Source organism: Tepidibacillus fermentans (genome assembly GCF_004342885.1).
GTDB lineage: Bacteria > Bacillota > Bacilli > Tepidibacillales > Tepidibacillaceae > Tepidibacillus > Tepidibacillus fermentans.
In genome coordinates this window covers 17,117-29,350 of the sequence record NZ_SMAB01000010.1, presented here as the reverse complement: position 1 = coordinate 29,350, position 12,234 = coordinate 17,117, and the positions used below count along the sequence as shown (strand labels likewise).

At 37.4% G+C, this 12,234-nt stretch carries 11 protein-coding genes; 7 read left to right on the top strand and 4 right to left on the bottom strand.

Going from position 1 to position 12,234, the window contains the following annotated elements:
* Positions 1–39: 39 nt before the first annotated feature.
* Positions 40–1,104, bottom strand: coding sequence for an aromatic acid exporter family protein (locus EDD72_RS07550; RefSeq protein WP_132768938.1), 1,065 nt, complete (start codon positions 1,102–1,104; stop codon positions 40–42).
* Positions 1,105–1,241: 137 nt separating this feature from the next.
* Here EDD72_RS07550 and EDD72_RS07545 point away from each other — a divergent pair, with 137 nt between their 5' ends.
* From EDD72_RS07545 to mnmL, 5 genes are all read left to right on the top strand, one after another.
* The gene (locus EDD72_RS07545; RefSeq protein WP_132769009.1) at positions 1,242–1,913 is read left to right on the top strand and encodes a site-2 protease family protein; all 672 of its coding nucleotides are present in this window, start codon (positions 1,242–1,244) and stop codon (positions 1,911–1,913) included.
* Positions 1,914–1,999: 86 nt separating this feature from the next.
* Positions 2,000–3,091, top strand: coding sequence for a sporulation integral membrane protein YtvI (ytvI, locus tag EDD72_RS07540; protein WP_132768936.1), 1,092 nt, complete (start codon positions 2,000–2,002; stop codon positions 3,089–3,091).
* Positions 3,092–3,131: 40 nt separating this feature from the next.
* Positions 3,132–3,914 (top strand): TIGR01457 family HAD-type hydrolase, encoded by a 783-nt coding sequence (locus tag EDD72_RS07535; RefSeq protein WP_132768934.1) that lies wholly within the window; start codon positions 3,132–3,134, stop codon positions 3,912–3,914.
* A 160-nt stretch (positions 3,915–4,074) separates the two neighbouring features.
* Positions 4,075–4,566 carry a DoxX family protein gene (locus tag EDD72_RS07530; RefSeq protein ID WP_132768932.1) on the top strand — a complete coding sequence of 164 codons (492 nt, stop codon included), beginning with the start codon at positions 4,075–4,077 and terminating at the stop codon, positions 4,564–4,566.
* Between the two features lie 234 nt (positions 4,567–4,800).
* Complete coding sequence (mnmL, locus tag EDD72_RS07525) at positions 4,801–5,799, top strand: tRNA modification radical SAM protein MnmL/YtqA (RefSeq protein WP_424565540.1); 999 nt, start codon at positions 4,801–4,803, stop codon at positions 5,797–5,799.
* Positions 5,800–5,951: 152 nt separating this feature from the next.
* On the opposite strand, the gene EDD72_RS07520 is transcribed toward mnmL, so the two are convergent.
* On the bottom strand, positions 5,952–6,680 hold the full coding sequence (locus EDD72_RS07520) for a FadR/GntR family transcriptional regulator (RefSeq protein WP_132768926.1): 729 nt from the start codon (positions 6,678–6,680) through the stop codon (positions 5,952–5,954).
* 209 nt (positions 6,681–6,889) lie between these two features.
* On the opposite strand from EDD72_RS07520, the gene glcD reads away from it, so the two are divergent.
* Entirely contained in the window at positions 6,890–8,302 is a 1,413-nt protein-coding gene (gene glcD, locus EDD72_RS07515; RefSeq protein WP_132768923.1) for a glycolate oxidase subunit GlcD, read from the top strand.
* Positions 8,299–9,591 (top strand): (Fe-S)-binding protein, encoded by a 1,293-nt coding sequence (locus tag EDD72_RS07510; RefSeq protein WP_132768921.1) that lies wholly within the window; start codon positions 8,299–8,301, stop codon positions 9,589–9,591. Before glcD ends, EDD72_RS07510 begins: the two co-directional genes overlap by 4 nt.
* Positions 9,592–9,794: 203 nt before the next feature.
* On the opposite strand, the gene EDD72_RS07505 is transcribed toward EDD72_RS07510, so the two are convergent.
* Together EDD72_RS07505 and EDD72_RS07500 are read right to left on the bottom strand one after the other, a co-directional pair.
* Positions 9,795–9,983, bottom strand: a complete 189-nt coding sequence (locus EDD72_RS07505; RefSeq protein ID WP_132768918.1) for a 2-hydroxymuconate tautomerase — start codon at positions 9,981–9,983, stop codon at positions 9,795–9,797.
* A gap of 47 nt (positions 9,984–10,030) precedes the next feature.
* Positions 10,031–12,109, bottom strand: coding sequence for a transglycosylase domain-containing protein (locus EDD72_RS07500; protein WP_243643802.1), 2,079 nt, complete (start codon positions 12,107–12,109; stop codon positions 10,031–10,033).
* Positions 12,110–12,234: the final 125 nt, after the last annotated feature.

The following is a 12,234-nucleotide window of genomic DNA, read 5'->3' as shown; positions in this document are numbered from 1 at the left end:
GAGAATAAGGCTTGGATTTCCAAGCCTTAGTTCATATCATCATGATTTGATTACATTTTGGGAAATGAATTGGCCAATGATCCACTTTTTTGGAGTTGTTTCTTTCCTTTTTTCTGAGCAAAAAGAGGTTAGAACATCCAAGTAATCCTGCAGATATAAGAATAAATGGTGTAATGAAGACCGATCGACAAATTCACCTCTCGTTTCCGGTAAAGGAGAAGATTTAAAGTACTCTTCTAAATGATCCAGAACTCTTTTTGTTCTTTGATAGGTTGAGAGTGTTGTTTTTTCTGGATTTAGTTGAATTTTTGCTACTAATTCTAATGCCTGTGCTACGGGATAAGTTTGAAGACGAGTGGCAGAAATTCTTTTTACTTCGATTATCATATCTTCAATGATGGAAATTAATTTTTGAATTGTCTTTAATTCGACGATAAAAGCTTCATATTGTATCTTGTTACTAGATAAGAGATAGTTTTCCATTCCTATTTCAGCTTTCTCAATCAATTTTTTCACAAATTTTCGCTGCTGATGGATTTCATTTAAAGAAAATGGAAACTCTTTTGTAGGTTTTTGAATCCACTTTGCAATAGAAAAAAGATACTCGCTAAGAACAGAATAATAATGATCAATTTCCTCTTTTAATTGACTGTCGTATTTTTGCGGAGCGACTAGATTGACAATAATACTAACAAGAATACCAATGGTTAAAATCAACAATTCCCTAGCAGAAAAAGAAAGAAATTCATAAAAATCCATTGGGAAAGCGTCAAAGGTATGATACATGACGATCACAGATAAGATCAATCCATCAATTAAATGAAAAGCCACTAGTATTGCGATGATGAGAATCGTTCCTAAGCCAAAAGTAAGTGGCCCAACGCCGACACTATTTTCGATGATGAAACCAGTGATTAAGGAAAGGATACTTCCCACAAATAAAGTAAAACCATATTGAACGGATTTTTTTGTCGTTTCTTTCATACCGATTAGGGTAACGACTCCGGCAAATGTAGAATTAAGCTGGAGAAGTTGAGAAACGAGTAAAGCGAAGGAAACCCCAATACCCGTTTTGAGCATTCGAGTACCAATAAACTTTTTCATAATTGCACCTCTATTTTTCGGTTTCTAGAAAGCAGGTGAACTGATCACCTTATCTGATATTATTATAAAAGAAAAATGATAAAATCGATTGAAAGAAATTCTAAAAAAACTGTGAATGGAGACTGATTATGGAGAACATTCAGCAATTTCTTTATTATCCGATATCTGAATTACCGTATGTCATCGTTGCTTTAATCATTGCTTTTACAGTACACGAATTTAGCCATGCTTACGTCGCTTATCGACTCGGTGATCCGACAGCAAAAAACGAGGGAAGGCTTACTTTAAATCCTGCCGCACATTTAGATTTGTTCGGGACATTAATGATTTTTATTGCTGGATTTGGTTGGGCCAAGCCAGTGCCTGTAAATCATTTCCATTTTCGTCATCGAAGATTGTCAGGTGCATTAGTTTCATTTGCAGGACCTTTAAGTAATCTTATGATTGCGATCATCTTTATTGGACTTTACTTTACCCTTTATCGAATTGGCTTACTATCCAATCTGAGCGAATCTACATATTCTACGATCAACCAATTGGTGAATATGGTTGTCTCATTAAATGTGGTTCTCTTTGTCTTTAATCTGCTTCCTTTCCCTCCATTGGATGGTTACCGAATTATTGAAGATTTGGCTCCGAATGATGTAAGGGTTCGATTGATTCAATATGAACAATATGGTGTTTTCCTATTTTTGATCTTGTTCATCACACCGCTTGGGGATTATGTATTTGCAGCTATTTTCGATCGAACTGTACCTTATATCTTGAATTCTTTGGTGGCATTATTTCAATGGTTGTTTGGCTATTAACTTTACCAAATGATGGAGAAAACATATAATAGGTCAATAGTAGAACGTGTTCTAGGAGAATTCAGAAAAAAAAAAGAGGTGGAAAATTGTTTACGTATTATAAGAGGTATGCGAGAACTGCATTCGATATTTTTTTAATCGTTTTTACGGTTTATTTGATTATGTTTGTTTTTAGTTATGTTTATAACATTGCTAAGCCAATTTTTGTTGGCTTTGTGATCTATTTGATGATCGAACCCCTGGCTCGTTTTTTACATAAAAGAGGAGTCAAAAAGTCAATTGCAACAACCATATCAACTCTAGTTTTTGTCTTGATTATTTTAGGTATTACCGTAACAGTAGGAATTATTTTCACTTTGCAAATCCATCAACTCGCCCAATCCTTGCCGCACTATATTTATTTCTTTCAAGAAGAGTTGATTGCTAAGGCCAATTATGTTCAGATGAAGCTAAATGCATTACCACCAGGTGTAGTAGAAAAGATAGGCGATTATTCCCAAATTATTGCGAATAAAAGCTCTTCCTTTTTATCAGGGCTTCTGCTTGGACTCTTTAATTTTTTAACTTCGATACCCACTCTTGTTATGAACTTTGTACTTGGGCTAATTCTCGCTTATTTTTTAAGCCTTGAAATTGTTCAGTGGAAACGCTTAGCGGAAGAGAAAACACCAAAAACATTTAAAAAGGCATATTATTTTCTGAAAGAGAATGTGATAAAAGGGATTCTCACCTATGTAAAAGCCCAATTAAAATTAATTAGTTTTACGTTCTTAATCATCTACTTCGGCTTACTATTCTTAGGAATTGAAAATTCTTTTTCTATTTCTTTGCTTTCTGCCTTTTTTGACCTGTTACCAATCCTAGGGGTATCCACCGTATTCGTTCCTTGGATCATTTATTTATTTATTATTGGCAGAATAACACCCGCACTTTGGCTAGGATTACTGTTACTTGTGGTAATCGTGTTTCGCCAAATTGCCGAACCCAAAATTACCGGGGAATCATTAGGTGTATCGGCATTTACAATGCTTTCGTTTATGGTGATCTCACTCTCTTTATTTGGAGTCGCAGGGGTGATTCTATCTCCTGTTTTATTAATCTTGATCAAAGCGCTCTATGAAAAAGGATACTTGAAAAAATGGATTCGAATTCCAAAAGAGGAGTATGAAGAAAAATAAAAGGTTGTATAGAATTGCAAATCATAGAAAGGAGAAGAAAGTGTTAGGGTTTTTAATCGATTTAGACGGTACAATTTATCGTGGGGGAGTCACCATTCCTAAGGCGAAGGAATTTGTTGAAATACTTAAAGAAAAAAAAATACCCTTTTTGTTTGTGACGAATAACTCGTCCCGTACCTCAGAGATGGTAGCTAACCATTTACAAAAGATGGGGATTAATACTCAAGCTGAAGAAATTTATACGAGTGCTCAAGGCGCTGTTCAATATATTGTAGAGCATCAAATCGGGAAAAAGGTGTATATGATTGGAGAAAAGGGATTAGAAGTTGCTTTAACAAAAGCAGGATTTATCTTAAGTGAAGAGGAGCAAGTGGATGCAGTCGTTCAGGGGATTGATCGAAGGTTTACTTATGAAAAACTAGCAAAAGCCATTCAATTCATTCATTTAGGAGCAGAATTTATTAATACGAACCCAGACCATTTACTCCCCTCAGATGAAGGACCGATCCCTGGTGCAGGATCGATTGCAGCAGCGATTCAGACAGCAGCAAAAAAAGAAGCCGTTGTGATTGGCAAACCATCTCCGATTATTATGGAATATGCGATAGACCGTTTAATGAGGAAATTACCTGCATTAAAAAGGGAAAACATCTGGGTAGTCGGGGACAATTTACTGACAGATATAAAAGCTGGGGTATTAGCCAATTTACCGACGGCTCTGGTACTAACAGGCATCTCTCGTAGGGAAGACCTAAAAGACCTAGATTATAAACCTAGGGTTATTGCTAACGATTTAGAAGACTTAATCCAGCAATTACTGTAAATTATAATTATTCTTGAATATTATGTGTCTAAAAGATTGTCCAAATTTTGAACGAGATATGTCGGAATTGTGAAGTGCCTTTTCACAATTTAGGAATAGAGTTATATTGAAGACAAACGAAGCGCTATGTTTTAAAACTAATCTGAAAAGGGTGGTAGAGATGTTAAAAGCTTTGCGTAGTGACAAAGCAGCAATTTTTTGGACAATCGTGCGTATTTATATCGGTTGGGAATTCTTGACAGCTGGTTGGGAAAAACTCACAGGTCCTGAGCCATTTTCAGCAAAGGGATTCTTAATGGGAGCTGTGAAAAAAGCAGTTGGTGAACATCCAGCAGTACAAGGATGGTATGCAGCATTCTTAAATGGTTTTGCAATCCCATTTCATGGACTCTTTGATTTTATCATTCCTTGGGGAGAATTTTTAGCAGGGATTGGACTTATTATTGGTTGTTTTACAACGATCGCTTTACTTGCAACAGCGTTTATGAATCTTAACTTTATGCTTGCTGGCTCTACTTCTACGAACCCACAATTATATACATTAGCTATTATCTTATTATTTATCGGCCCTGCTTCTTATCGTTGGGGAGTAGATTACTACCTCTTACCAAAATTAAAACAAATGAGAAAAGGACAAAGTGTTGCCTCATAAACTGAATCTCTTCCCCTTGCCTTTCCAGTAAAATGGAAGGGCTTTTTTATATATAAGACCCCCATAAATAGGTTTGCAACTAGCTTGTATGGTTTGTATATTCCATAAGCGGCGACTTTTGGGAGTGCGCAGTACGGACAACGGAGCGCGTTGAAATATACAAACCTATTTATATAAATCTTCCAACACCTCAGCCTCCTTTTTAAACTATGAATATGTTAAAATAGGGTTTAAATGATTGTTTGTAATAGAAAGGATATCACCATGGAGATCATGCAGGAAATACAACAACCATTATTATGGGGAAATAAACGTTACCATACATTAAACTACGAATACCGAAAACTTTTTGGTGAAAAAGTATTCAAAGTTTCTTTAGATGGCGGTTTTACTTGTCCAAATCGGGATGGCCGTGTTGCCACTGGAGGATGTATCTTTTGTAGTGCAAGAGGTTCAGGGGATTATGCAGGTGACAGGCGGTTAGATCTAAAACAACAATTTCACCAAGTAAGGGATCAGCTACACAAGAAATGGCCAAAGGCAAAGTACATTGGTTATTTTCAGGCCTTTTCTAATACCTATGCACCAGCAGAACAATTAAGGGAAATGTACGATGCGATCTTGGAAGAAGAAGGGGTCGTTGGTTTATCGATTGCAACTAGGCCTGATTGTTTGCCAGACGAGGTATTAGACGTACTTTCGGAAGTGAATCAGAAAACGAAATTATGGGTTGAATTAGGATTACAAACGATACATGAGCATACCCAAGTATTGATTAATCGTGGTCATGATTATCAAGTTTTTTTGGATGGAGTTCATAAACTAAGAGAGCGAAAGATTGATGTTGTCGTTCATATTATTGTCAATTTACCTGGGGAAACGATCGAAGAGATGATGGAAACGGCAAGGGTAGTCGCAAACCTTCCAATCCAAGGAATCAAGATCCATATGCTCCACCTGTTAAAAAAAACACCATTGATAAAATTATATCAAGAAGGAAAACTTCATTTTATGGACCAAGAAACCTATACGAAATTAGTCGTCGACATGTTAGAAATATTGCCACCAGAGATGGTCATCCATCGTTTAACCGGTGATGGACCAAGAGAGCTTCTAGTAGAACCCCTTTGGACACTGAAAAAATGGGAAGTATTAAATGGCATTGACCAAGAACTAGAACAAAGAAACACATGGCAGGGGAAATATTATCTGAAGAAAAAAAGAAGCCCATAGAAATCAACCTATGGGCTTAAAAAATAAAAAAGAGAGGGATGTAATAAACCATATGAAAGAATTGTGAGTACAGATATGAATCAATAATATGATGATAAGGTCATCAGATGTATATAGAATACATCAAAAGGGAGGAAAATACAAGAAAAAAATCACCCTTTTTCTAAAGCGATATCATTCGATAATACGAAGATTTTATCCTCTACACGCTGTAGATGTTCTAGCATTAGTTTTCTAGCTTCTTGCGAATCCCTTTTTTCTATAGCATGAAAGATATTAGAATGTTCTTCTAAAAGTTGCTCTGGAGTTCCAGGTAAGGAGAATAAGATTTTGCGATTCGTTTTTAAATTTTTTTTGATTGAATCAGAAATGGATTCAATAATATGGACAAGCATATTGTTCTTCGTTGCTTTTGCTATTGCATAATGAAACATCCAGTCTGCTGCTTCGTTCTCATCTAGTGTCTTCAAATCTTCTTTCATTCGATTAAGAGCCTCTTCAAGATGGAATAGATCTTCATTTGTTCTTCTCTGTGCTGCTAATTCAACGGCAGAAACCTCGATGATTTTCCTCACTTCCATCAAAGATTTGATCTGATCAATGTCGATTAATTGATCCGATACATCGAAAGATAAAAGGTCGGCTTCAGAGAATTTTTTAACGAAGGTACCTTCCCCTTGACGAATTTCAATTAATCCCATTGCACTAAGGGCACTTAGCGCTTCTCTTACTGCGCTTCTTCCAACTTGTAGTTCTTCTGCTAGTTCCCTCACAGATAATAATCTTTCCCCCGGCTTTAACGTCCCATCGAGGATCATTTCTTTCAATTGTTCAGCTACCCTTTCGTAAATTTTTTGGGGCTTAATTTGTTTCAACTTCATCGCATACACCTCAACTAAATCATCATCCGTTACAATACTAAATACAGTTTATCACAATCTTTACAAAAAACAGTATCAAAAAAATGAATTGTTAAAAAAATTTTAAAAAAATAAATTTATAACGCTTTTATATATGTTATCATAAGGTCATCAGATAATCTGAAATAGTTATTTAAAACCAATTATTTTTCGCCTAGGGGGAGGATAAGATGATTGACCCGCAAGTAAAACAACGATTAGTTGAAATCGTGGGAGAAAATTGGGTATTAGATCAACCAGAGGAATTAGTCGCTTATTCCTATGATTCAACACCCATGTATCAAGAACTTCCCGATATCGTAGTATTGCCAAAAACAACAGAAGAAGTCGCAAAAGTAATGAGAATTGCTTATGAATACGGTATTCCTGTAATTCCACGTGGTTCAGCAACCAATCTAAGTGGGGGTACGGTACCATTAAAAGGCGGGCTCGTCCTCGCATTAAATCGAATGAATCAGATCTTAGAAATCGATGAGGAAAATTTAACCGCTACGGTACAACCTGGAGTCATTACCCAAGAATTACATCAAACCGTTGAAGCAAAGGGATTATTTTACCCACCTGATCCTGGTTCGTTACGGATCTCCACAATTGGCGGTAATATTGCAGAAAATGCTGGGGGACTTCGTGGTTTGAAATACGGGGTGACAAAGGATTATGTGATTGCCCTTGAAGCAGTACTTCCAAATGGAGATATTCTTCACACTGGGGGCAAATTGGCAAAAGACGTAGCAGGGTATGATTTAACAAAGTTATTAATCGGATCTGAAGGTACTTTAGCTGTGATCACAAAAGCAACACTGAAATTGTTACCATTGCCGGAAACAAAGCGAACAATGTTAGCGATCTTTAAAGATTTGACTGATGCGGCTCGGGCAGTATCAAAAATTATTGCGAATAAAATCATCCCAGTTACTTTAGAATTCATGGATAATGGCACGATTAATGTGGTTGAAGATTATGTCAAAATTGGGCTTCCCCGTGATGTAGAAGCCATCTTATTAATGGAACAAGACGGAAGTAAAGACCAAGTGGATCGTGATATTGAGAAGATGGCTGAAATTTGCCGTCAAGAACAAGCGGTATCGGTACAAGTAGCAAGTACAGCAAAAGAAGCAGAACAATTGATGACGGCAAGAAGGATGGCTCTTTCTGCTTTAGCTCGTTTAAAACCAACGACAATTTTGGAGGACGCCACCGTTCCTCGGTCTGAATTGGCACCAATGGTTGAAACGATTAAAAATGTGGCTAAAAAATATAATCTAATGATTTGTACTTTTGGCCATGCAGGAGATGGAAATCTGCATCCTACCTGTTTAACAGATGTTCGCAATGCGGATGAAATAAAAAGGGTGGAAAAAGCATTTGATGAAATCTACGAAAAAACGATTGAATTAGGGGGAACGATTACAGGCGAACATGGAGTGGGAATCGCCAAAGCAGGTTATCTCGAATGGAAAGTGGGGAAATCTGGAATTGAAGTGATGAAAGGAATTAAGAAGGCTTTTGACCCAAAAGGAATTCTCAATCCAGGCAAACTGTTTACCGATCAGCCTAGAAAGAGAGTGGTTATACAATCATGAGCCATCAAATATCTCTAGCACTTGGAATTTCTGAAGACGATTTATTAAACTGTATGCAATGTGGTTTTTGTTTATCGGTTTGTCCAACCTATAAGATTATTCCCAAAGAAACGGCAACACCACGCGGGCGAATTGCCTTGATGAAGGCTGTACAAGATGGGGGATTGGTAACGAAAGATATTACAGAATCCTTAGATTTATGCTTGGGATGTCGCGCATGTGAAGTAGCTTGTCCTTCTGGTGTTCAATATGGCACGATGCTTGAGCATGCAAAAGAAGTCATAACCGAACAGACCAATTTTTCAGCACCCGTCAAAGCCGTAAGATGGTTATTCTTAAAACAATTACTTCCTTATCCAAAACGAATGAAATGGATTAGAGGAGGAATCCGAATCTACCAAAAATCAGGGCTACAAAAAATTGCAAGAAAGAGTGGTATCTTAAAAACATTACCATGGCATATGGGTGCTTTTGAAGCTGTATTACCAGAGGTGGCACCATTTCGTGCGAAACTCCCAAAAAGAGTGGAACCAAATGCAAAGACAAATAAGCCTACCGTTGCCTTTTTCTCTGGGTGTATTCAAGATACGGTTTTTCATGAAACCAATGTCTCAACCATGAAGTTATTAGAAGCGGCAGGGTTTCCCATCGTTACTCCTGAAGATCAAACTTGCTGTGGGGCTGTTCATGCTCACGCAGGAGAAGTGGATCTAGCTAAAGATCTAGCGAAGAAAAACATTGAAATGCTTGAACGTTCCGGAGCTTCCTACTTGGTGAACAACCAAGGGGGATGCGGAGCGATGCTAAAAGAATATGATAAGCTCCTTGCTGATGACCCAGTTTGGGCAGAACGGGCAAAAGCGTTTGTCAAAAAAGTAAAAGATATTAATGAAATTCTTGCGGAAATAGATGAATTACCAAAACTCTATCCAATGAATGTCCGAGTGACCTATCAGGATTCTTGTCATTTAACTAATGTTCAAAAGGTTACGTTGCAACCGAGGAAATTGATCCAATCCATCCCAGGAATTGAGTATGTGGAAATGGTAGGAGCAGGAACTTGTTGTGGGTCAGCAGGTACCTACAATATCGTTCATTATGATGAATCGATGCAAATTCTTGATGCGAAGATGATAAATGTCATCAATACCCAAGCAGAGATTGTTGTCGTGGCCAATCCTGGCTGTCAAATGCAAATGCGAATGGGAGTTCAACGTGCAGGCCTTGAAGGAAAGGTAAGAGTCATGCATATTGCTGACTTATTAGCAGAAGCAGCAAGATTGAAATAAACGTGAAAAAAGAGGGGTAATAGCCCCTCTCATATTTTGTATTCAGTTCGTGAGAAATTAGCTTGTATTCTTCCATAAGTGCGACTTTTGGGAGTGTATTTCTTTCCTTATGCTTTAATCAAAGAAATACGCGGACAACGGAGCGCGTTTGTAGAATACAAACTATTATTAGAAGAATACTAGCTTTTTTATATGTACTCCTATTACTCCTGATCAATAATGAGCTTCCCACCACGGGCGAAATGATCTTTTTTCAAATCCTCAATAAACACGTATACCCTTTCTTCTGGTACATTTACCGTTTCAGCTACTACTTTCGTAATCTTTTCTACTAATTCCCGTTTTTGTTCAGGTGTACGTCCTTCAATCATTTCAATCGTTACAAATGGCATTGCGATCACTCCTTTTTTGTATTTTACCTCTATTATAAGACATATTTTTAATCATTCCACCAATTTTTCATTCGCTTCCAAAGAGATTCCTGTTCCGATTCCTTTATTTTGTTGGGGTCTAACAATTGATCGCCTTTGTGAATATCACATACTTCTTTGGGTTCCGTACCTTGAATGAAAACTTCTAATCTTGGGTTCGGACAACGATCATTAGCTATTTTCCCTGTTTGCGGGTCGATATAAAGGCTGACCACCCCTTCAGGTACAGTGAAAAGTTGAGGTGCTAACGCTTGGTGTGCCTTTTCCATATATTCCGCCCAAATTTCTTTCGTAAGATAGGATTCTTGACTCCGATAAGACTGGTACTTTTTCAACTCTTCATCATTATCATAACCTGTCCAAAGTGTAGTCACGAGTTGAGGAGTATAACCAACTAGCCAAAGATCTCGATAATCATTTGTCGTCCCTGTTTTCCCCGCTACAGGCCGCTTTAATATTTTCGCTACGCTTGCGGCTGTTCCACCTGGTTCAAATACCCCTTCTAGCATATAGGTCATCACGAAAGCTTCTGCAGGTGTAATCACTTGTGTTTCTTCAATTTCCTTTTTTTCATAAAGAATGTTTCCTTCCCGATCTTCAATCTTAATAATTGCGGTTGGCTCAATTTTCTTACCTTGATTAGCTATTGTCGCATAAGCTTTTGTCAGTTCCATCGGTGTCACAAGATTAGAACCTAATGCTAAGGATGGAACAGGATCTAGTCGCGATTCGATTCCTAATCGTTTTCCCATTTCAACCAGTTTGTCCATTCCTATATCTAGGTGGGTTTTCACGGCATAAATATTATCAGAATGAGTAATCGCATAATGTAGATCAATGTCGCGATTTGGGTATTTATCATCAAAGTTTTTTACCGAATAATTCTGGCCATTTTCTTGAAAAAAAACAGTTGCTTCACTTTTTTGCTGAGTTAATGGTGTTACGCCATGTTCTAAAGCTGCCAAATACAATATCGGTTTAAAGGCAGAACCAGGTTGTCTTTTCGCAAAGACCCGATTATATTGACTTTCTCGAAAATCTCGTCCCCCAACCATTGCCTTGATAAATCCGGTTGAAGGTTCGATGCTTACAAGGGCAGTTTGCAATGGACGATCCTTTGGCAATTTTTCTTTTAATAGTTTTTCAGCTGTTTCTTGCATAGCTAAATCCATGGTGGTATAGATTTTTAAACCGCCAGAATGCAACTCTTGTTCCGTGATTCCGTATCGGTGAATCAATTCATTCTCAATGTATTGCGTGAAATAAGGAGCTTTGGAAGCGAAGAGTCGCTCTTTTGGGTTGGCAAACGTAAGATTTTGGTGATAAGCCTCATCTGCCTGTTGCTGTGTGATATACCCTTCATGAACCATCGCTTGAAGAACTAGTTTTTGCCTAGATTTTGCTTTCTCTAAATTTTGAAAGGGTGAATAGTAAGTTGGCCCCTTGGGAATACCTGCTAACATCGCAGATTCTGCTAGATTTAATTCGGATACATTTTTATGAAAATAAGTGGATGCAGCTAATTGAACACCATAAGCGGATTGCCCATAATAAATCTGATTTAGATACATTTCTAAGATTTGATCTTTACTATACTGCAACTCTAGTTTTACTGTTAAAAGAGCTTCTTTTAATTTCCGTTGCCATGTTTTTTCATGGGTTAAATAGAGATTTTTCGCTAATTGCTGTGTAATTGTACTGCCACCTTGTACTTTTGCACCATTCTTAAGATCAGCGATCACCGCACCGCCAATTCGCATCAGATCAAAGCCAAAATGGTTATAGAATTTACGATCTTCGATAGCAAGAGTGGCTTGAATAAGATCTTTTGGAATTTGGGACAAAGGAACATAGATCCTTTTCTCTCCAGAATCTACCGCGTCGATTACCTTTCCGTCTAAAGAGTAAATCAATGTCGTTTGTTTAATATCCGCATTAGGAAGTGGGGTTGATTTCAGATAGATAACAAATGCACCAACAAGAATACCCAGAATAATCAAGAATGAAAACAAAAGTAAAATCGTCCTTTTTAAGGCTCTAAGAAAACGATAAAGCGCAAAATCTTCTAAATCATCATATCTACCCACAGAATCCCCTCTTTCAACGACTCTAAAGATAAACCATTTTATTAACCCATTATCGGTATATTTTAAGTGGCTTATACTTGAACGAACGGGGTAGGACATTTTTTTCTTTGCTTTTCGCGAATGAT

What these genes read in the sequence shown, in the direction of transcription:
- EDD72_RS07550 (WP_132768938.1), bottom strand. Translation starts at nt 1,104, where the DNA reads ATGAAAAAGTTTATTGGTACTCGAATGCTCAAAACGGGTATTGGGGTT.
- EDD72_RS07530 (WP_132768932.1), top strand. Translation starts at nt 4,075, where the DNA reads ATGTTAAAAGCTTTGCGTAGTGACAAAGCAGCAATTTTTTGGACAATC.
- mnmL (WP_424565540.1), top strand. Translation starts at nt 4,801, where the DNA reads ATGATTGTTTGTAATAGAAAGGATATCACCATGGAGATCATGCAGGAA.
- EDD72_RS07520 (WP_132768926.1), bottom strand. Translation starts at nt 6,680, where the DNA reads ATGAAGTTGAAACAAATTAAGCCCCAAAAAATTTACGAAAGGGTAGCT.
- glcD (WP_132768923.1), top strand. Translation starts at nt 6,890, where the DNA reads ATGATTGACCCGCAAGTAAAACAACGATTAGTTGAAATCGTGGGAGAA.
- EDD72_RS07510 (WP_132768921.1), top strand. Translation starts at nt 8,299, where the DNA reads ATGAGCCATCAAATATCTCTAGCACTTGGAATTTCTGAAGACGATTTA.
- EDD72_RS07505 (WP_132768918.1), bottom strand. Translation starts at nt 9,983, where the DNA reads ATGCCATTTGTAACGATTGAAATGATTGAAGGACGTACACCTGAACAA.